27 protein-coding genes and 1 pseudogene are annotated in these 18823 nt (G+C 63.8%); 15 read left to right on the top strand and 13 right to left on the bottom strand.

All coding sequences use genetic code 11. The features are described 5' to 3' along the window. Positions 1–158 precede the first annotated feature (158 nt). Positions 159–569, top strand: coding sequence for a response regulator (locus ACLEJP_RS15475; protein WP_440807748.1), 411 nt, complete (start codon positions 159–161; stop codon positions 567–569). Between the two features lie 58 nt (positions 570–627). Here the strand turns inward: ACLEJP_RS15475 and ACLEJP_RS15480 are convergent, their stop codons facing one another. The 4 genes from ACLEJP_RS15480 to ACLEJP_RS15495 form a co-directional block, all read right to left on the bottom strand. Then, a complete protein-coding gene (locus ACLEJP_RS15480) occupies positions 628–1434 on the bottom strand; it encodes a DUF3618 domain-containing protein (RefSeq protein ID WP_440807751.1) in 807 nt (268 codons plus the stop codon). Continuing rightward, complete coding sequence (locus tag ACLEJP_RS15485) at positions 1431–1859, bottom strand: phage holin family protein (RefSeq protein ID WP_440807752.1); 429 nt, start codon at positions 1857–1859, stop codon at positions 1431–1433. Before ACLEJP_RS15485 ends, ACLEJP_RS15480 begins: the two co-directional genes overlap by 4 nt. Further along, positions 1859–2455 (bottom strand): hypothetical protein, encoded by a 597-nt coding sequence (locus ACLEJP_RS15490; protein ID WP_440807755.1) that lies wholly within the window; start codon positions 2453–2455, stop codon positions 1859–1861. The genes ACLEJP_RS15485 and ACLEJP_RS15490 overlap by 1 nt, the downstream gene beginning before the upstream one ends. Before the next feature lie 172 nt (positions 2456–2627). Beyond that, on the bottom strand, positions 2628–2879 hold the full coding sequence (locus ACLEJP_RS15495) for a hypothetical protein (RefSeq protein WP_289131285.1): 252 nt from the start codon (positions 2877–2879) through the stop codon (positions 2628–2630). A 179-nt stretch (positions 2880–3058) separates the two neighbouring features. Between ACLEJP_RS15495 and ACLEJP_RS15500 the strand changes: the two genes are divergently transcribed. Further along, the gene (locus ACLEJP_RS15500) at positions 3059–4279 is read left to right on the top strand and encodes a zinc-dependent alcohol dehydrogenase (protein WP_440807758.1); all 1221 of its coding nucleotides are present in this window, start codon (positions 3059–3061) and stop codon (positions 4277–4279) included. Further along, a pseudogene (locus ACLEJP_RS15505) lies at positions 4276–4560 on the top strand (short chain dehydrogenase); the annotation flags it as partial. The gene ACLEJP_RS15500 and the pseudogene ACLEJP_RS15505, both read left to right, overlap by 4 nt. Positions 4561–4734: 174 nt before the next feature. Here ACLEJP_RS15505 and ACLEJP_RS15510 read toward each other — a convergent pair. Next, complete coding sequence (locus ACLEJP_RS15510) at positions 4735–5259, bottom strand: hypothetical protein (protein WP_225778134.1); 525 nt, start codon at positions 5257–5259, stop codon at positions 4735–4737. A gap of 149 nt (positions 5260–5408) precedes the next feature. Beyond that, the gene (locus ACLEJP_RS15515) at positions 5409–5642 is read right to left on the bottom strand and encodes a PLDc N-terminal domain-containing protein (RefSeq protein ID WP_225778135.1); all 234 of its coding nucleotides are present in this window, start codon (positions 5640–5642) and stop codon (positions 5409–5411) included. A 182-nt stretch (positions 5643–5824) separates the two neighbouring features. Here ACLEJP_RS15515 and ACLEJP_RS15520 point away from each other — a divergent pair, with 182 nt between their 5' ends. Genes ACLEJP_RS15520 through ACLEJP_RS15530 form a run of 3 tightly spaced genes read left to right on the top strand, consistent with a single transcriptional unit; the run spans position 5825 to position 7356 of the window. Then, positions 5825–6328: a CinA family protein gene (locus tag ACLEJP_RS15520; protein WP_170029578.1), complete on the top strand. Its 504-nt coding sequence runs from the start codon at positions 5825–5827 to the stop codon at positions 6326–6328. Between the two features lie 11 nt (positions 6329–6339). Next, positions 6340–6846 carry a hypothetical protein gene (locus ACLEJP_RS15525; RefSeq protein ID WP_440807760.1) on the top strand — a complete coding sequence of 169 codons (507 nt, stop codon included), beginning with the start codon at positions 6340–6342 and terminating at the stop codon, positions 6844–6846. 12 nt (positions 6847–6858) lie between these two features. Further along, positions 6859–7356: a DUF421 domain-containing protein gene (locus ACLEJP_RS15530; RefSeq protein ID WP_440807762.1), complete on the top strand. Its 498-nt coding sequence runs from the start codon at positions 6859–6861 to the stop codon at positions 7354–7356. Here ACLEJP_RS15530 and ACLEJP_RS15535 read toward each other — a convergent pair. After that, positions 7286–8356: a M28 family peptidase gene (locus ACLEJP_RS15535; protein WP_440807765.1), complete on the bottom strand. Its 1071-nt coding sequence runs from the start codon at positions 8354–8356 to the stop codon at positions 7286–7288. The genes ACLEJP_RS15530 and ACLEJP_RS15535 overlap by 71 nt on opposite strands. Positions 8357–8425: 69 nt before the next feature. Further along, on the bottom strand, positions 8426–8722 hold the full coding sequence (locus ACLEJP_RS15540) for a DUF6555 family protein (RefSeq protein WP_440807768.1): 297 nt from the start codon (positions 8720–8722) through the stop codon (positions 8426–8428). A 192-nt stretch (positions 8723–8914) separates the two neighbouring features. Here ACLEJP_RS15540 and ACLEJP_RS15545 point away from each other — a divergent pair, with 192 nt between their 5' ends. Beyond that, complete coding sequence (locus ACLEJP_RS15545; RefSeq protein WP_289131276.1) at positions 8915–9379, top strand: hemerythrin domain-containing protein; 465 nt, start codon at positions 8915–8917, stop codon at positions 9377–9379. Positions 9380–9431: 52 nt separating this feature from the next. Then, positions 9432–9677 (top strand): hypothetical protein, encoded by a 246-nt coding sequence (locus ACLEJP_RS15550; RefSeq protein ID WP_186674434.1) that lies wholly within the window; start codon positions 9432–9434, stop codon positions 9675–9677. Positions 9678–9695: 18 nt separating this feature from the next. On the opposite strand, the gene ACLEJP_RS15555 is transcribed toward ACLEJP_RS15550, so the two are convergent. After that, a complete protein-coding gene (locus ACLEJP_RS15555) occupies positions 9696–10409 on the bottom strand; it encodes a DUF72 domain-containing protein (protein ID WP_440807774.1) in 714 nt (237 codons plus the stop codon). 146 nt (positions 10410–10555) lie between these two features. On the opposite strand from ACLEJP_RS15555, the gene ACLEJP_RS15560 reads away from it, so the two are divergent. Continuing rightward, positions 10556–10699: a hypothetical protein gene (locus ACLEJP_RS15560; RefSeq protein ID WP_440807777.1), complete on the top strand. Its 144-nt coding sequence runs from the start codon at positions 10556–10558 to the stop codon at positions 10697–10699. A 3-nt stretch (positions 10700–10702) separates the two neighbouring features. On the opposite strand, the gene ACLEJP_RS15565 is transcribed toward ACLEJP_RS15560, so the two are convergent. Then, entirely contained in the window at positions 10703–10999 is a 297-nt protein-coding gene (locus ACLEJP_RS15565) for a hypothetical protein (RefSeq protein ID WP_440807779.1), read from the bottom strand. A gap of 220 nt (positions 11000–11219) precedes the next feature. Between ACLEJP_RS15565 and cyoA the strand changes: the two genes are divergently transcribed. The 5 genes from cyoA to ACLEJP_RS15590 are packed head-to-tail and all read left to right on the top strand — an operon-like array spanning position 11220 to position 16245. Continuing rightward, on the top strand, positions 11220–12143 hold the full coding sequence (gene cyoA / locus ACLEJP_RS15570; protein ID WP_440807782.1) for a ubiquinol oxidase subunit II: 924 nt from the start codon (positions 11220–11222) through the stop codon (positions 12141–12143). Positions 12144–12148: 5 nt separating this feature from the next. Then, a complete protein-coding gene (gene cyoB / locus ACLEJP_RS15575) occupies positions 12149–14122 on the top strand; it encodes a cytochrome o ubiquinol oxidase subunit I (protein WP_440807784.1) in 1974 nt (657 codons plus the stop codon). A 3-nt stretch (positions 14123–14125) separates the two neighbouring features. Then, positions 14126–14737 carry a cytochrome o ubiquinol oxidase subunit III gene (cyoC, locus tag ACLEJP_RS15580; protein ID WP_440807787.1) on the top strand — a complete coding sequence of 204 codons (612 nt, stop codon included), beginning with the start codon at positions 14126–14128 and terminating at the stop codon, positions 14735–14737. Next, the gene (gene cyoD, locus ACLEJP_RS15585) at positions 14737–15075 is read left to right on the top strand and encodes a cytochrome o ubiquinol oxidase subunit IV (RefSeq protein WP_170029565.1); all 339 of its coding nucleotides are present in this window, start codon (positions 14737–14739) and stop codon (positions 15073–15075) included. The genes cyoC and cyoD overlap by 1 nt, the downstream gene beginning before the upstream one ends. Positions 15076–15120: 45 nt before the next feature. Next, positions 15121–16245 (top strand): mechanosensitive ion channel family protein, encoded by a 1125-nt coding sequence (locus ACLEJP_RS15590; RefSeq protein WP_440807789.1) that lies wholly within the window; start codon positions 15121–15123, stop codon positions 16243–16245. A 34-nt stretch (positions 16246–16279) separates the two neighbouring features. Here ACLEJP_RS15590 and ACLEJP_RS15595 read toward each other — a convergent pair whose 3' ends face one another. Continuing rightward, positions 16280–16498 (bottom strand): hypothetical protein, encoded by a 219-nt coding sequence (locus ACLEJP_RS15595; RefSeq protein ID WP_225778150.1) that lies wholly within the window; start codon positions 16496–16498, stop codon positions 16280–16282. Between the two features lie 341 nt (positions 16499–16839). Here ACLEJP_RS15595 and ACLEJP_RS15600 point away from each other — a divergent pair, with 341 nt between their 5' ends. Next, a complete protein-coding gene (locus ACLEJP_RS15600; protein ID WP_170029562.1) occupies positions 16840–17349 on the top strand; it encodes a ferritin-like domain-containing protein in 510 nt (169 codons plus the stop codon). A gap of 42 nt (positions 17350–17391) precedes the next feature. Here ACLEJP_RS15600 and ACLEJP_RS15605 read toward each other — a convergent pair whose 3' ends face one another. Then, complete coding sequence (locus ACLEJP_RS15605) at positions 17392–18270, bottom strand: manganese catalase family protein (RefSeq protein ID WP_440807791.1); 879 nt, start codon at positions 18268–18270, stop codon at positions 17392–17394. A 60-nt stretch (positions 18271–18330) separates the two neighbouring features. Continuing rightward, complete coding sequence (locus ACLEJP_RS15610; RefSeq protein ID WP_170029560.1) at positions 18331–18750, bottom strand: general stress protein; 420 nt, start codon at positions 18748–18750, stop codon at positions 18331–18333. Between the last annotated feature and the right edge of the window lie 73 nt (positions 18751–18823).

The following is an 18823-nucleotide window of genomic DNA, read 5'->3' on the forward strand; positions in this document are numbered from 1 at the left end:
CTTTGCCCGGTCGGCTGCACACAGCCTGTCAGTAAAAAATGAATCTTCGGCCATCAGTCGCTGTCGCATGATAGCGCACTGCCACCGCCTGCATTGATCGCCGCAAGCTGACCCGGATGTCCCTTCTTTCCACCCGTGCGCGCTGTTTGAGTATTGCCATGAACACCTACGAGTCATCCGCTGTGCACCCAACCATCCTGCTGGTGGAGGACGAGCCGATCCTGCGTGAACTGCTGACCTGCGCCCTGCAGGACCTCGGCGCCTCGGTCTTTCCGGTGGGTACCGCCGAAGAAGGCCGGCGCCTGTCGTTGCAGCAGGCATTTTCGTTGCTGCTCACCGACGTCAGGACACCCGGCCCGTTGAACGGGCTGGCGCTTGCGCAGGAGATGCATGACCGCCAACCGGCGACCCGGATCATCGTCATGAGTGGTTACCACGACGCGGCCAGCACCCGGTTACCAACGGGTGCGGTGTTTCTGCCCAAGCCCTGGGCGCTTGACCAGTTGCTCGCGGTCATTGGCGAGCAGTTGGGGGAGATCAAACCGCCGGTCGTCAGGCCTGCGGCCTGACCCCGGCAGCTGCCCCTCCAGCGCAGGCCGAAGGGGTGGTGCTGGAAACACAGCAGGTTCAGGAATTGAAGCCCAGGCCTGATGACAGGTCGGAGCCGTCCGCGCTGCGCCCTGGCTGCACCGGCGGTGTGTCCGCACCTTGGGCAAGGGTCTGCGTGACCGTGGCCTTCACCTCGCTGCCTTTGCTCTTGAGCGTGTCCGCCAGCCGATCACTGCTGGCGCCCATGAGCTGATCCTCCTTGTGGGTACCGGGTAGCGCCGCGCCCAACGCAGCCCCCAAGGCAATGCCCAGCGCGGCCAACACCAGCGGCTGCTCCTGCAACAGATGGTCAAACTGGCCTTTCAGTGCCGTTGCCTGGTCGCCAACCTTGTGTGCGGAACCGCGCAGGGTATCGGCAGATGCCCCCATCGATTCACGCGCACCGCTGCCCAGCTCACTGGCGCGGTCGCGCATGTCGTGGGCTTTCATGCGGACTTTGTGGCTGGCGTCGTGCATGGTTTCGCCTGCCGAGGCGAAGGCCCCCTTCACGGTGTCCACCGCCTCGCCAAGCTTTTCGCCAAGCCCTGGCCCCTGGTGCGCCGGCCCTGGGTTGAACGGCCGGTTCTGGTTGAGCCCGAGCCACGCCAGGCCCAGCACGGTCAGGGTGGCCGGCACGGGGTTGTTCTTCAGGGTGGTGCCCAGGTTGGTGAAGAACTCACCGCCACTGCCCTTGGCGTAGGCCAGCACCCGGTCGACCATCTGGCCCGGGCTCAGCCGCTGCTCCAGGGCATCGACCAGGTCGCTGATATGCTCGCGCTTGGCATTGATTTCCTGCTCGAGTTGCTCCGGGTCCTTGTGCGCCTCGTGTTCGAAGGAAGTGGTCATGGCAGTTTCCTCGTCAGCGTGTCCTTGTCCTGTTGCATGGCATGCAAGGTACGGTCAGGGGCCAGGTGGCCAGGCTCGAACTGCTTCTTGCCCGACTGCAGCATGATGAAGCCGATCACCAGCGTGACCGCACCCACGATCAGCGCCGCCAGCCATGGCTGGACCACCAGAGCCAGCGCGTAGACCGCGGCCAGCAACAGCATGATGAACCCCGCCAGGATCACGATCGCCCCGGCCGCCACGGCTGCAGTGCCAGCCTTCAGGGTGGCCAGGTTGTGCTGCAGCTCGGCCTTGGCCAAGGCCAGTTCCTTGGTGAACAGCTCAGGCACCTCACGCATCAGCTGACGCAGCAAGCCACCGATGCCGACAGGGTCGTCAGCCGCTGCATGCAACCCAGGGGTAGTGTGTAAAGGATCCTTGTTCATCATTCGCCTCCTTTGAGCGGGTCACGTTCGAACGGGCTGCCACTGACCGGCGTGCCGGCACCGGGCCCGATCGGGTCGACCGGGGTATAGGGTTCACGGGTGGATACGTCACTGCCCCGGTCGGGCATGACTGGCTGCGTCGGCTGCGGCTCGGTGAAGCCATGCGCTGCTACCGAAGAGGTACCCGCATGGGTATCGCTGGCACGCATGAAGCGTGAAATGGCAAAGCCGACGGCCACGCTGCCGGCGAGGAACAAGGCCGGGTTGCTCCGCGCCAGCTGCGCACCACGTTGCAACAGGCTTTCGGCGCTTTCGTGACGCACCTGTTCGGCAATGTCGCCCATGCACTCCGCCGCCTGGGTCAGGTACCGCGACAGGCCAAGGCTGTCATTGCCTTCCAGGGCCGCTGCGGCCGACCGTGCGCCTTCCTGCAGGGAGTCGAGCTGGTCGGCGGCACTGTCGCGGTAGTGCTCCAGCTGCTCGCTGCCTTTCTGCCTGGCCTCACCCAGCAAGGCCCCGGCTTCTTCGCCAATGGCATGTACGTGGTCCGCGTTGCGGTCGGGCGGAGAGGTCGAGCTTTGATCGGTCTTTTCCATCATTACGTCCTCGAAGCGGATTGTTGGACAAATGCCGGATTACTGCAGGCATTCCCTTCGAGGGACGTAGCCATGTGTCGATGAGTTCACTCGTGATGATCTGTGACATTTGCCCAGCGGGCCAATGAACCGCGCGGCGGTAATGCGGGCTCCGTGCATTGGTGCAAGCGCTTCATTGGCCGTGGTAATCAGCGCCGGCAATAGCCTTGAGGAAGGCGCGGTCCGCCAGCCGCCGCAGGTCACGGCACTGCTCCCAGGACACCAGGCCGAGGCGGTCCATCTCTTCGGCCTGACGCAGCAGCTCCTCGTGATGGCTGCTCGGGCAGTCCCGCCGTCGTTCGACATCGTCGAACAGGCAGAACCAGCGGTTGATCGCCTCGAGCCGGCGCTGCTCCACGCTGATCTGCCCGCTAAGCGCATTCATGTTGGCCGCCCTCCACTGTTTGTCAGTCGAGCCCTGACGACCGAACAAGGTTCACTCGAACGCGTTCACCGGGGCGCCGGGTTAGCCACTGAATGCTTCCACCTGAACTTTCCCTCCCCCCCTGGCTTCCCCTGCATAGAGCAGCCTCAACACCACCCGCCATTGCAGGAGCTGAACCCATGAGAGCATTGACATACCACGGGGCCCAGGACGTCCGGGTCGACAATGTCCCTGACCCGGCCATCCAGGACGAGGACGACATCATCCTGCGGGTCACCGCCACCGCCATCTGCGGCTCCGACCTGCACCTGTACCACGGCAAGATTCCGCAGACCGAGCCCGGCGATATCTTCGGTCACGAGTTCATGGGCATCGTCGAGGAGACCGGCCGCGGCGTCACCAACCTGCAGGTTGGCGACCGTGTGGTGATCCCCTTCGTGATTGCCTGTGGCAGTTGCTTCTTCTGCCAGCTCGAGCAGTTCGCCGCTTGCGAAACCACCAACACCGGGCGTGGCGCAATCCTCAACAAGAAGAGCATCCCGCCAGGTGCGGCGCTGTTCGGCTACAGCCACCTGTACGGCGGCGTACCCGGTGGCCAGGCCGATTTCGTGCGGGTGCCCAAGGCCAACGTCGGCCCGTTCAAGGTGCCCACCGCCCTGCCCGACGACAAGGTGCTGTTCCTCTCGGACATCCTGCCGACGGCGTGGCAGGCCGTGACCAATGCCCAGGTCGGCCAAGGTTCGACCGTGGCGATTTATGGCGCCGGGCCGGTCGGCCTGCTGAGCGCGGCCTGCGCACGCATGCTCGGCGCCCAGACGATCTTCATGGTCGATGACAACGACTACCGCCTGGCATTCGCCCGCGACGCCTACGGTGTGGTACCGATCAACTTCGAGCAGGATGACGACCCGGCCGACAGCATCATCCGCCTGACCCCAGGCATGCGCGGCGTGGATGCAGTGATCGATGCGGTCGGCTTCGAAGCCAAGGGCAGCACCACCGAAACGGTGCTGACCACACTGAAGCTCGAAGGCAGCAGTGGCAAGGCGCTGCGCCAGAGCATCGCCGCCGTACGCCGTGGCGGTGTGGTCAGCGTGCCAGGGGTGTACGCCGGTTTCATCCACGCCTTCATGTTTGGCGATGCCTTCGACAAGGGCCTGACCTTCAAGATGGGCCAGACCCATGTGCAGAAATTTCTACCCGAACTGCTCGAACATATCGAGGCCGGGCGCCTGTCGCCTGAGCTGATCGTCACCCACCGCCTGGCCCTGGAAGAAGCGGCCCTGGGCTATCGGATGTTCGACCAGAAGCAGGACGACTGCCGCAAGGTCATCCTCGTGCCAGGCGCTGCTGCCGGCACCTTGGGGCCTGACCACGCATTCGCCGGGAGCCAGCCATGATCGATCCGGTAACCGGCATGCGGCCGGGCGAGCGGTACAGTGTGGAAAGCCTGGAGCGGGCGCATCAGTTTCCCGGGTTCTTCGTTGACGGCAAGTACTACCTGGGGCCCGAACTGCTGACCGCGGTCGGCTGGCTCGAAGGGCAGCGGTTCATCTACGACGCACTCGATGCCACCGGCGAACCGGTGTTCCCGGGGCGTGCGGCTGGCGATATCAAGGACCTGACCTTGACCCTGGTCGACGGCACGCGTCTGCAGTTGACCCCAAGCGATGCCTGGGCAACCGAGGACGATCGGCGCAGTCCGCCGGGCGGGCGCCCCAAGCGGCCCGACAAACCTGGCGTGCTGGCTGTTACGGCCATGCTGCTGTTGGCTGGCTGCGCACTCGCCGCACTGCGCCGTAGCCGACGCTAAGCCCGTACGGGGCCTTCTCGCCCAAGGCCCCTGCGCCCAGCCTCAAGCCAGCTGAATGAACACCGCGTACCCACCCAGCACGATCCAGAACACCAGGAATATCCACGGTGTGCGCAGCGAAAACAGCAATGACTTGCGGTGCCCCGCCTGCGAGGTTTCGGCCTCGCTGAACAGTGGCGACTCATCATAGGCCAGGCCCATCAACGGCTCGCTGCGCAGCAGGTGGCTCTGTTTCAGTTGCCAGTGCTCGATGATCTTGTAGGCGGCCCGGATGCCCGGCCAGGCGTTGAGAGAACTGAGCACCCCGAGCAAGGCGAGAAACGGCGGCACGATCAGGGTGAACATCTCGCCCCAGCTCTGGTTCAGGTTGCCCATCGACGATACGAAGGCAATGACCAGAAAGGACTGTGCTGCGAGGTAGGCGTCGGTGCGATTGGCAAGTATGCTGGTTTCGTACTGGATCTCATGGCGGTAGAAATCCAGCCGCTCCTTTGGCGAGCCGAACATGCGGGCGTTGTGTTCGTCGATTTCGTGCTCGGGGGTAGCGGGAGTGATGATGCGTGGCACAGTGGCTCCTGGTAGGTGAGAGTGACATGGACTGCACAGGAATCATTGATCGGGTACGGCCCGTGTGGGGGCAGGTTGACCCGCGAACACCGGCACAGCCGGTGCCATGCAGCACCTCCCCACTGCGACCGTACTACCGCCCCGCCGTGCTAGCCCTTGCTGTGTTCAGGTGAAGAGGGCCCGCTGCCGCGCTTGATGCCGCGTGGCCCGAGCACACCCCAGATGGCCAGGCCGACAACCGGCAGGGCCAGTAACAGCAGTGCCCACATGGCCTTGGTTACGTCGCGCTTGTCGCTACGGAACACGCTGACGATGGCCCACAGGTCGACCAACAGAATGATCGCCGCCACGGCGATCCAGAAATACGTTACAGGCTCGGTCATGATCGCCTCTCCTCTGGTTAGACTGGCAGCGGTGCCATGCTGGGCACCCTCCTATTAAGAGGAAGCCACCAGGCCGGGCAAAGTTCAGCAGGCTTTACCCCGCGTTGATGGACGGCTCACCTGCACTGAACCAACCGTGCAGGAAACACGTCCACCACAAAACAACGCATGAGTGACCTGCAATGGCGACCGACCCCGTACTCGAGGCCATCGATTACCTGAAAACCCACAAGCTGGTGCTGACCACTGCAGAATCCTGCACCGCCGGCGCCATGGTTGCGCTGCTGGCGGCGGTGCCCGGCACCGGTGAGGTGCTGGAAAGCGGCTACGTGGTCTACGCGCCCAGCGCCAAGAAGCGCCTGCTCGGCGTCAACCCACAGACCATCGAACGCTACGGCCTGACCAGCGAAGCAGTGGCCTGGGAGATGGCACTGGGCGCCCTCAAAGACAGCGATGCCACGGTGGCCATCGCCTGCACCGGTGTCGCCGGGCCAGAGCCACAGGACGCCATCGCCCCTGGCACCCTGTGTTTCGCCTGGGCATTCACCGGTGAACCGCTGGCCGTGTTCACGCGTACCCAGCGCTTTTTTGGCGAGCGGGCAGATGTCATGCGCCAGGGTGCACTGTATGGCTTGTCGCACCTGGCCCATTACCACCAGCGCTGGTTGCGCGGCGAGCGCGCCTGAGGGCTACGTCAATGAGCGACGACGAGCTGGTTTCAAGGCATCACCCGGTCGAGGAAGACATGCGCATGCAGCAGCGCGTGTGGCGCTTCGAACGGGTGGGCTGGTACGTGCTGGTAGTGATCGTGCTGCTGGCCCTGGCCGGGCTGTTCGGCAACGGCCCGCTGAGTGACGCCCAGGTGGCCAGTGACGATGGTCGCGTGCAGGTTGAATATCAGCGGCTCAGCCGCAGCGGCACCACCGACAACCTGCGCATCACGGTACGCGGCAAGCCAGGCGAGCCGGTGGTGGTGGTGCTCGGTGGCAGCCTGCTGCGCGAAGCCAGCATCGAAACCATGCAGCCCGAGCCGCAAGTGTCACGCTCCCATGGCCAGTCGCTGCAGTTGCAGCTTGGCACCAGCGCAGACGGCGTCGCCACCCTGTACCTGACCTTGCGCAGCGAACATGTCGGCAGGCTCGAAGGTGTGGTCAGGGCCGGGCCGAGCAGCGCCGTGCATTTCGCCACCTTCCTCTACCCCTAGGAGCTCGACGACATGGATTCGATCCTGCGCGCCGCCGCCATGTACATCGCCCTGATGTTGCTGTTTCGCGTGGCCGGCAGGCGCTCGCTGGCCGACCTGACCACCTTCGACTTCGTCCTCCTGCTGATCATCGGCGAGGCAACCCAGCAGGCCTTGCTCGGCGAGGATTTCTCCTTTCTCAACGCCATCCTGGTGATCGCCACGCTGATCGTGCTGGATGTCGGCCTGTCACTGGCCAAGCTCAATTCCCGGCGCCTGGCACGCCTGCTCGACGGCCATGCCACCCTGGTGGTGGAACAGGGGCGTTTCCTCCATCAGCGCATGCGGCGGGCGCGGCTGACCGAAGACGACATCCTCGAGTCGGCCCGCGACAGCCAGGGCCTCGAACGCGTCGAGCAGATCAAGTTCGCCATCGTCGAACGCAACGGCAAGATCTCGATCATTGCGCAGGAGTGGCCGGGCCGTCCGGTTGCAGCACATATTCCAGCAGGCTGGCAGCACAGGCGCTGATGCCCTCGCGCAGTACCATCTCGAAACCGTGGGTGTTATCGGTCGGGATGGCAATGCACCCGGCGCGGGCATCGGTCCCGGTGCTGAGCACTGCGCTCGCATCCGAGGCGAAATCCACCAGCAGGGCCGGCTGCGGCGTGTACCCTGCCCTGCGCGTGGCGGCCATCAGGGCCTGCACCACGCTGCGGCTGTAATAGCCTTTCTGGTCGCCGGTATTGATGATCGGGTCGGCTGACAGGCGGGTGCCATATTCCTCCAGCACCGGCCCGACCTCCACCGCAATCGTCGTGTCGCCCGGCAGCCTGGAGGCGGCATACATGGCGCCGGCATTGGACTCTTCTTCATGGGTGGTCAGCACGAACCAGACATCCTGGCGCAGTTCGCTGCGCCGCTGTTGCAGCAGGTGCGCGCAATGAATCACCGCCGCCAGCGGTGCGCGGTCATCGAGAAAATGCGCGGCAATACAGTCCTCGACCTGGAACGGCTGCCGCCAATGCTGGCTCAGCACCACCCGCGTGCCCGGACGCACACCGGCCTGCTCGAGAGCCTGTGGGGTCATGCGGGTGACCACGTAGACATCCTTCCATTGCACGGCGCCGGACAACACGTCGCGCCCGCTCCCCGACTGCCCGCTGTTGTGCATCGAACCGTAGGACAGGACACCGGGAAGCACCTGCTGATCGGCCATGATGTCGACCGGGCACACGCCGAAGCTGATGGGCTGCGCGCCACCAAGCGCCAGCACCTCGAGGTTGCCGTCCGGCCTGACTTTCTTGACGATCATGGCGATTTCATCGAGGTGGGCCATGACCCGTATCGCCGCTGCGGGGCCGGCGGGGACCGCCGAGCGGATGACACCGATAACGTTGCCGGCGCCGTCGTCATGCACCTCCTCGCAACAGGCGGCCAGCGCTTGCCGGGCTACGACCCGGACCTCATCTTCCTGGCCGCCCGGGCCACGCGCCAGCAACAAGCTATTGAGTAACGGCAGAATCTCCACAAACCTTCCTCTCCGATCAAGGGCCGCAGCTGCGGCCCTGATTTACCACGCAATGGCCAGCAAAGCCCTTCACGCCCCGCCGGAAGACCCGTTCGAGAACTTCTTCACATCGATGGGCGGTGCAACGAACTCAGGCCCCTGGCCCGACGCCCGCCAACGCACATTGGCCAACCCGTAACGTTCGGCCATCGGCCGGCTGACCTTCTTGATCTTGTGCTGGCCAAACCTGGGGATGATCCCCACGCCGGCATCGCAACTTGCCCAGTGCCAGGCTTCGGCATTGTCCATGCGTTCCTGACGGATGATGAACGTCCGAAATTCCCCATGAAGCTCGTACTCGATCACAAACAACTGCTGTCCTGCCATTGGGCTCTCCTCCGTTGATTCAGGCTAATTGAGCCCGCGAATGACAAAAAGATTCATTTATTCTGACTCGCTGGTCATCGCCCCCCGTGCCGCTGCGCCACGGTGCGTTGATCAACCGCTTTGAACCTTGCGCCCAGCGTTTCACTCCATCGAAGGCAACCGTGATTTTTTCCGAGCCCGAAGAGGTGATTCATGAACGCAATCGATCTGCTGGTCCAGGACCATGAGCTGGTGAAGAAGCTGCTGGAGGAGCTGTCCTCCACCACCGAGCGTGCGGTGAAAAAACGCAGCGAGCTGCTCGAACGCATCAAGCAGGAGGTGACCATCCATACTGCCCTCGAAGAGGAAATCCTCTACCCGGCGATCAAGCAGGCCGGTGGCAAGGAAGAGGCGAAGATGTACTACGAAGCCAAGGAAGAGCACCGTGCGGTCGACTCCCTGGTGCTGCCGGACCTGCTGCAGACCGACACCGGCACCCTCGAGTTCGCCGGCCGGGTCAAGGTCATGAAAGAGCTGCTGGAGCACCATATCGAAGAAGAGGAAAGCGAGCTGTTCCCGACCGCGCGCAAGCTGTTGGGCAACCAGGCGCTGGAAGAGATGGGCCAGGCCATGCAAGCCCAGAAGAAACTGCTCAAGGGCGAGCAGAACGCCGCCTGATAACGGCCTGCGCGCCCCGCCGGGCGCGCAGGCGCGCCGTGGAAGGGTGTGGATGGAATACTGGATCGACTTGTTGCAATGGCCCGCCATGGCCCTGACCGTGCTGGCCGCCTGGTGCATAGGCTCGCGCCGCCCGGGCCGGCGCAAGCTGGGTTTCTGCTGTTTCATTGCCAGCAACCTGCTGTGGGCGATCTGGGGCTGGCAAGTCCAGGCCTGGGCCCTGATCATGCTGCAGGTTTGCCTGTGCGCGATGAACCTGCGTGGCTGGAAAAAGAACACCGCCATGGAAGCGGGCTGAACGCCCGCTTTGCCCGATTCAGCGCAGGTAGCGCTGCATCCGCAAGGCGTCCCCCACTGCAGCACCGGAAGCCGTGTTGTCGAAGACGCACCAGCTCGGCACGCCAGCGGCGCGGCTGCGCTGCAACTGCTCGGCCAGGCGTCGAAGACAGGCATCGGCGTAGGCGCTGTGATAGATACGCGGTTCGCCATGCAGGCGCCAGTAGACCAGGCCGGGCCAGCCGCCTGGCTGGGCATCGGTGTCGAAGCGCGACGGGCTGGCTGCCACCTGGGCGATCTGCAGGTCGTTCAGCATCGACTGTGCGGCCTGCCAGCTGACATGCCTGGGCTCCAACGCTACCGGCCCGGTATAGCGGGCACGCAAGTCGGCAAAGAATGGCCAGGCGGTCTCTCGGTCGTAATCCAGCGAAGGGGGCAATTGCACCAGCAGGCAGCCCAGGTGCTCGCCCAACTGGCCGCACTGGGCAAGGAACGTTTCCAACGCTGGCATGGCGCCGCGCAGGCGCAGCTCGTGGGTGATGTGCTTCGGCAGCTTCACGGCAAAGCGGAAATCCGCCGTAACCGACGCTGCCCAGCGGGCATAGGTTTCGGGCCGATGCGGCCGGTAGAACGAACTGTTGATCTCGACCGCGTTCAACCCCGTGGCGTAGCGCTGCAGATGGCTGCCGGGCGCTGGAAACGCATCGGCGTACTGGCGAGGAAGGCTCCAACCTGCGCAACCCAGATGAATCATTACCTATCACTCCCTGATCGTTTCCCGGTGCGGGCTTGCTCAATGGAACACCCCTGAGGCGCGACGTTCCATTGGCGACATCCAGTTGAACAGCTGGCGAACCAGGGCGACCTAAGCCAGGTAACCAACCTGCAAGGAGACACGCCATGATCGACCCCAACCACCCCGACCCGTATGTCGACGAGGTGCCGCACAATCCCGGCGAGCCTGTTCCCAAGCCTGAACCTGAACAGGAAGCCCCCGACTGGCCGGAAGGCCAGGTGCCACCCGAGGAACAATCCGATGGTTGAGCTTTAGCCGCCAAGTGACTCGATACTGGACGCCCGGCGCTCGGCCGCCATCCGCCGGGCGCGCCCCACCCCCCACACCAGCGCCCGGCTCATGGTTTCGCCGGGGCGCCGGGCATAGGCCCGTTCGTACACGGCCGTGCCATCGGCCAGATACACCCCGATGAACAGCTGGGTTGCCCCCGTGCGTGACAGGCGCGTCTGCACCTCCAGGCTGGTGCCGTCGTCGAGGGTTTCCTCGTGGACCTGATGGTGCAGGATCGGATCGCACCAGTTGCGATACGTCTCGCCTCTCTTTTTCATGGGGCAGCCCTCGTTGATGGTGTCCTCCATAGATCGTCGGGTTGAACCGCCCGCTGCAAAACAATCCGAACCATCGGACAGCCGGCCAGGCTGGACGCGCGACAACCCCTGCACATCACCACTCGTCGCCAATGCGCAGATTCCATACAACCTTCCCCCACCCGCCCTTCTTCTAACTCAACAAGCCTGAACATTCAGTAACACAATACGGGACTAGAACATGGCAAAGGCATACACGGAAGCCGCCAGGCTGCTCGGCCTGCTGGTGCTGGGGGGCATCGCGCTGCAGTTGTCCGGGTGCGACATGGTGCTGTTCAACCCCAAGGGCCAGGTCGGCCTGGAGCAGCGCAACCTGATCATCCTCGCCACGCTGCTGATGCTGATCGTGGTGCTGCCGGTGATGGTCATGGCGCTGGTGTTCTCGGTGCATTACCGGGCCTCCAACGTCAAGGCGCGGTACACACCGGAGTGGAGCCACTCGCGGGCCATCGAGCTGGTGGTCTGGGGCGTGCCGCTGGTCATCATCATCGTCCTCGGCATCGTCACCTGGCGCTCCACCCATGCGCTGGACCCCTACCGCCCGCTGCAATCCGACGCCCGCCCGATCAAGGTGCAGGTGATTGCCACCGACTGGAAGTGGCTGTTCGTCTACCCCGAGCTGGGCATTGCCTCGGTCAACGAGCTGGCCATGCCGGTGGACACGCCAGTGGACTTCCGGGTGACTTCGGACGGTGCCATCACCTCGTTCTTCATCCCCGCCCTGGGCGGGCAGATCTACGCCATGGCCGGCATGCAGACGCAGCTGCACCTGATCGCCAACCATGCCGGCAGCTATACCGGCATCGCCGCCAACTACAACGGTCCCGGTTTTTCCGACATGCACTTCAAGGCCCTTGCCCTCGACCCGGCCGGCTTCGACGCCTGGGTGGCCAAGGTCCGTGGTTCGCAGCGGCGCCTCGACCAGGCCAGCTACACGCAGCTGGCCAAGCCCAGCGTCGCCCACCCGGTGGAGCACTACGCCGCGGTCGACACACACCTGTTCCAGTCACTGATCGACAAGTACCAGGGCATCAAGCGCTCGCGCGAGGTCGAGCGGCGCCTGAGCGACCCACAAGCTGATGCAGCGCAACCCGGCAAGGAGTAACGCACATGTTCGGAAAACTGACCTGGGATGCCATCCCCCTCGGCGAGCCCATCATCATGTACACGCTGGCGGTGGTCGGGCTGATCGGCATCGGCGGCGTAGGCGCGATCAGCTACAAGCGCAAGTGGACGTACCTGTGGCAGGAGTGGTTCACCTCGGTCGACCACAAGCGCATCGGTGTGATGTACATCGTGGTCGCCCTGGTGATGCTGCTGCGCGGCTTCGCCGATGCGCTGATGATGCGCACCCAGCAGGCCATGGCCGCCGATGGCTCGCCGGGCTACCTGCCACCGGAGCATTACGACCAGATCTTCACCGCCCACGGGGTGATCATGATCTTCTTCATGGCCATGCCGTTCGTGGTCGGCCTGATGAACATCGTGGTGCCGTTGCAGATCGGCGCCCGCGACGTGGCCTATCCGTTCCTCAACGCGGTCAGCTTCTGGCTGTTCGTTGCCGGTGCCCTGCTGGTCAACATTTCCCTCGGTGTCGGCGAGTTCGCCCGCACCGGCTGGGTCGCCTACCCGCCGTTGTCCGGCATCGGCTACAGCCCAGGGGTTGGCGTGGACTACTACATCTGGTCGCTGCAGATATCCGGCATCGGCACCTTGCTCACGGGCCTGAACTTCTTCGTCACCATCCTCAAGATGCGCACCACCGGCATGACCCTGTTCCGCATGCCGGTGTTCACCTGGACCGTGCTGTGCACCTCGATCCTGATCCTGGCGGCCTTCCCCATCCTCACCGCGACGTTGTTCATGCTCACCCTGGACCGCTACCTGGGCATGCACTTCTTCACCAACGAACTGGGCGGCAACCCGATGATGTACATCAACCTCATCTGGGCCTGGGGCCACCCGGAGGTGTACATCCTGATCCTGCCGGCCTTCGGCATCTTCTCCGAAGTGGCATCGACCTTTTCACGCAAGCGCCTGTTCGGCTACTACTCGCTGGTATGGGCGACCATCGTCATCACCGTGCTGTCGTTCATCGTCTGGGTGCACCACTTCTTCACCATGGGCGCCGGGCCCAATGTCAACGCGTTCTTCGGCATCATGACCATGATCATCGCCGTGCCGACCGGGGTGAAGATCTTCACCTGGCTGTTCACCATGTACCGGGGACGGGTGCGCTTCGAAACGCCGATGCTGTGGACCGTGGGTTTCATCGTCACCTTCAGCATCGGCGGCATGACCGGCGTACTGCTCGCCGTGCCGGGTGCCGACTTCCTGCTGCACAACAGCCTGTTCCTGATCGCGCATTTCCATAACGTGATCATTGGTGGCGCGGTGTTCGGCTACCTGTGCGGCCTCACCTACTGGTTCCCCAAGGCCTTCGGCTTCAAGCTCTACGACCCGCTGGGCCGCGCTGCGTTCTGGTGCTGGCTGGTCGGCTTCTACTGCGCCTTCATGCCGTCCTACTTTCTTGGCTTCATGGGCATGACCCGGCGCCTGAACCACTTCGACGTGCCGGAGTGGCGGCCGTTGCTGCTGCTGGAGATGCTCGGCGTGCTGATCATCCTGTGCGGTGTGGCCTGCCAGGTCATGCAGCTGGTGGTAAGCATCCGCAAGCGCCACGAAAACCGCGACCACACCGGCGACCCGTGGGACGGCCGGACCCTGGAATGGGCCACCGCCTCGCCGCCGCCGTTCTACAACTTCGCCGAGCAGCCCGTGGTACATGGCATCGATGCCTACTGGGGGATGAAGGAAAAAGGTGTGAAGACCCTGGTGGAGGCAGACTTCCGCAAGATCCACATGCCTTGCAACACCAGCCTCGGCGTAGTGCTTGGGGCACTCTCCACGGTGCTGGGCTTTGCCCTGGTCTGGCACATCTGGTGGCTGGTCATTGCCAGCCTGCTGGCCACGCTGGCCACGCTGGTGGTGCGCAGCTATGACCAGCACACCGAGTACTACGTGTCGGCCGAGGAAGTCGAGCGCGTGGAAACCGAACGGCGCCAACTGCTGGCGGAGGCCTGAGCCATGTCCCATATCGTGCTGAACGAAACCGCCCATCAGCAAGAGCAAGGCTACGAGGATGCCGGTTCCCTGAGCCTGTTCGGCTTCTGGGTGTACCTGATGACCGACTGCATCCTCTTCGCCACGCTGTTCGCCACCTACGCCGTGCTCGGCCAGGCGGTGGCCGGCGGGCCGAGCGCGGCGGACATCTTCGAGCTGCCGTATGTACTGGTCGAAACCTTCCTGCTGCTGTTCAGCAGCATCAGCTACGGCTACGCCATGCTGGCCAACCACCGCAAGGACAAACGCCGGGTGCTGCAGTGGCTGGGGGTCACCTTCCTGCTCGGCCTGGGCTTCATCGCCATGGAGTTCAACGAGTTCCACCACCTGATCGCCGAAGGCGCCGGTCCGCAGCGTAGTGCATTCCTGACCGGCTTCTTCACCTTGGTTGGCACCCATGGCCTGCATGTGCTGGTCGGCCTGGTGTGGATGGCCTTGCTGATGATCCAGGTGCAGCAACGCGGCCTGTGCTGCGTCAATTCCACACGCCTGAGCTGCCTGAGCCTGTTCTGGCACTTCCTCGACATCGTGTGGGTGTGCGTGTTTACCGTCGTCTACCTGTTCGGGGTGATCTGATGTCCAGTGAAAGCCAGGTCCACAGCAGTGCCGGTGCCAGCCAGAGCAGCCACCAATCCTACAACGTGGGTTTCCTGCTGGCCGCCATCCTCACCCTCGTGCCCTTCGGGCTGGCCATGTACCCGAGCCTGCCGCGCCACCTCACCTTTCTGCTGGTGCTGGTCTGCGCCGTGGTGCAGATCCTCGTGCACATGCTGTTCTTCCTGCACCTGACCACGGCACGGGAACAACGCTGGAGCCTGGTGGCGCTGGTGTTCACGGTGGTGATCATCGTGCTGCTGGTGGGGCTGTCGTTGTGGATCATGTACTACGTGCACGCCAACATGCTGGGCCTGTAGGCCCGGCCCCTGTCACCCGACCCTGACGGAAGGAGGCAAGCCCTCATGAGTGATCGCATCATCGCATTGTTCGCCGAGACCACGCTGTTCGGCATTTCCATCCTCAACCTGCTGCTGGCATTGACCGTTTCCATCGTCACCTTCCTGGTCGCGCGGGCGGCCATCAGCTTCGTGCTACGCCGTGTCAGGCGCTGGTCCGAACACGACGGCGTGCTGAGCCAGGTGCTGGCCAAGGTGCTCGCGGGCACCAGCAATTTCCTCCTGTTGCTGGCCTCGCTGCTGGTCGGCCTGAGCATGCTCGACCTGCCCGAGCGTTGGCTGACGCGGGTTGGCAGCCTGTGGTTCGTGGTCGCGGCGTTGCAGATCGGGTTGTGGGCCAACCGCGCCATTAGCCTGGGCCTGAGCCGCTATTTCGCGCGACACAGCAGCAGTGGGCTGAACCAGGGTAGCGCGCTGGCCACCTTGTCGGCCTGGGGCGCGCGGGTATTGCTGTGGTCCGTGGTGCTGCTGGCAATGCTGTCCAACCTCGGCGTGAACATCACCGCCTTCGTCGCCAGCCTGGGTGTCGGCGGCATCGCCGTCGCGCTGGCGGTACAGAACATCCTCGGTGACCTGTTCGCCTCGTTGTCGATCGCCGTGGACAAGCCCTTCGAAGTGGGCGACTTCATCGTCATCGGCCCACTGGCCGGCACGGTGGAACACGTCGGGCTGAAGACCACGCGCATTCGCAGCCTGGGTGGCGAGCAGATCGTGATGGCCAACGCCAGCATGATCAGCAGCACCATCCAGAACTACAAGCGCCTGCAGGAGCGACGCATCGTGTTCGAGTTCGGCCTGTCGTACGACACGCCCACCGAGGCGGTGAAGAAAGCGCCGGCGATCGTCGAGGAAGCTATCAAGGCGCAGGACCAGGTGCGCTTCGATCGCGCTCACCTGCGCGGGTTCGGCAAGGAAGCGCTGGAGTTCGAGTGCGTGTACATCGTCGAGGACCCGGGCTACAACCTGTACATGGACATCCAGCAGGCCATCAATTTCCGCCTGCTCGAGCGCTTCTCGAAGATCGGCGCCCAGTTTGCCGTACCGGTGCGCGCCATCAAGGTCACTGCCCTGCCGGAAGAAGCCCGTGCCCAGGGGCAAGGCCGCGGCAGCCTGGGTATCCGTGGCGCATGAAGGGGCGTCCTGCCCCGTTCATGCAGTTGGAGGTTCAGGGCTGCTGGTAATGGCCCGGCGAGGTGCCGGGCTGGTGCTCGTGTTCCAGGCGCTGGACCTGCACATCGGTGAAAGAAGTCGCCTCGTTGCGGTGCAGGCCCTGCAGGTAATCACGCGCAGCCTCCCTGCTCAGGTCTTCTTCGTCACTGCGCAACTCGCAGGTGCCCGGTTGGTTGTCGAGAATGTAGCTGATCAGGTACAGGTACTTGGCCATCGAAAAAGCTCCTACTTGGCTGAATGGAAACGGACGACGCAGTGGATTGATCCGGGTGCGGGCGATTCCGTTCAACAGCGATGACGGCTGGCTGCAGAGCATCCATTGCGGTGCAGGAAGGCACCGGCTGCGCCGGTGATCGCGGCTGAAGCTGCTCCTACCCGTGCAGCGTCAACCCGAAGCCGACGCGGCTCATACCTGTGGGAGCGGATTTATCCGCGATGCAGGCGACGCGGTAAATATCACGGCCATGCCAGCTGCCATCCGTCGAGTGGTTCGACCGTTCCAGCCCTTACGGGCCTCACAACAGTACCCATCACTGGAACGGAGAGGTACTTGAAATGGCAACCGTACAAGACAACCTGCTGGACTGGCTGCGCGACGCCCATGCCATGGAGCAACAGGCCGAAAGCATGCTCAAGGGCCAGGCCGAGCGCCTCGAGCACTACCCGCAGCTCAAGGGTCGTATCGTGCAGCACATCGAAGAAACCCAAGGCCAGCAACGCCTGCTGCTGGAATGCATCGAGCGGCTGGGCGGCAGCACATCCACCCTCAAGGACCTGGCCGGCAAGCTCATGGCGTTCGGCCAGGCTGTCGGGGGCATGGTCATGAGTGATGAAGTGGTCAAGGGCGCCATGTCCGGCTACGTGTTCGAGAACATGGAGATCGCTTCGTACACGGTACTGATCGAAGCCGCCGAGGCGGCTGGCGACAGCGCCACGGCCGAGGCGTGCAGGTCAATTCTGAAGGAAGAGGAAGCCATGGCCCAGTGGCTGAAGGAGCACCTGCCGGAAATCACCCGGGCGTTCCTGGCTCGCTCCGCTGACCCGGATGCCGAAGCCAAACGCTAAAAAGGGCCCGCAGCGGATCGCCTGATCCGTTGCGGGGTTTCATTACAGCGGCTCGTCGCCGTTGACCTTGCCCAGTTCTGCCCCGGTCAGGGGCTGCAACTCGGGGTTGGACAGGGTTCTGGCCTTCATCGCTTCGGCCGCAGCCGCCGACTGCTCGTCGAGCTGCACCGTCGCCATGCCGTCACCACCGTCTACCGCTGGTTCGGGCTGGTCGACATAGATCCAGTCCTGGCCCTCGTTCCATGAGCCGCGCATCTCGCCGCCGTGGGACATGTTGAAGTAGGTGCGGTTGACTTCCGGGTCGCCCGGCAGCTTGCCTTGCGGGAAGTTCGGCTGAATCGAGTGCAAGGCTTTTTCGAACGACAGCTGGTGAGCGATTTCACGGCTCATCAGGAACCCCAGCGCATCCTTGATACCCGGGTCGTCGGTGACGTTGATCAGGCGTTCATAGACGATCTTCGCCCTGGCCTCTGCGGCAATATTCGAGCGAAGGTCCGCCGTCGGCTCGCCGATGGTGTCGATATAGGCTGCGGTCCAGGGTATGCCACCGGAGTTGACCAGCGCTGCACCACCGCCATACAACAGGCTGGTGACATGCGAATCGTTGCCGGCCCCGGTCAACGACCGGTACAACTCGCCTTCGGCCTCTACCCCTTCGGCCAGGCGCCCCTTGGCGCCCTTGTTCAGCATCACCACGATCGAGCCGATGATCTCCAGGTGGCTCAGCTCTTCGGTGGCAATGTCGAACAGCATGTCCTTACGCCCCGGGTCATCCTCGGTCACCGCCTGGGTGAAGTAGCGCATCGCTGCGGCCAGTTCGCCCTGCGGGCCGCCGAACTGTTCCAGCAGCAGGTTCGCCAGGCCGGGGTTCGGCTCGGCGACGCGCACCGTATACTGCAGTCGCTTGTTGTGCATGAACATTGGCAAATCCTCATCAGCGTGCCGGGGCGGCCATGGCCGCCCCGGTCGGTTCAACGGTGATCAGCGGTTGTCATCGCTGTTGCGGCCACCGCCATGGCTGTGCTGGCCGCCTTTGCGACCGGCTTCGGAGGCTTTCTCGCGGTCATTGGCAAAATTGCCGCCGGAGGCTTGCCCGCCCTTCTGGCCTGCCTCGGAGGCACGTTCAGGATCGTTCTTGAAATTGCCGCCGGACATTTGCCCGCCTTTGTGGCCGGCCTCCGCAGCGCGCTCAGGATCGTTCTTGAAATTGCCACCGGACATCTGCCCGCCTTTGTGGCCGGCTTCAGCCGCGCGTTCAGGGTCGTTCTTGAAGTTGCCACCCGACGCCTGCCCGCCCTTGTGACCCGCTTCCGATGCCTTCTCGCGGTCGTTGGCGAAATTGCCAGGATTGGTGTTGGCGCTACCGCCCTGGTTGCTGCGTTTGTCGTCGTTGCTAGCCATGATGGTTCACCTCATGTGGTTAACACAGGTTGGTCTGTGTTCACTAATGACCGAAGGCAAACGCTGCAGGCTG

This window comes from Pseudomonas sp. SMV7, from assembly GCF_052041995.1.
Lineage (GTDB): Bacteria > Pseudomonadota > Gammaproteobacteria > Pseudomonadales > Pseudomonadaceae > Aquipseudomonas.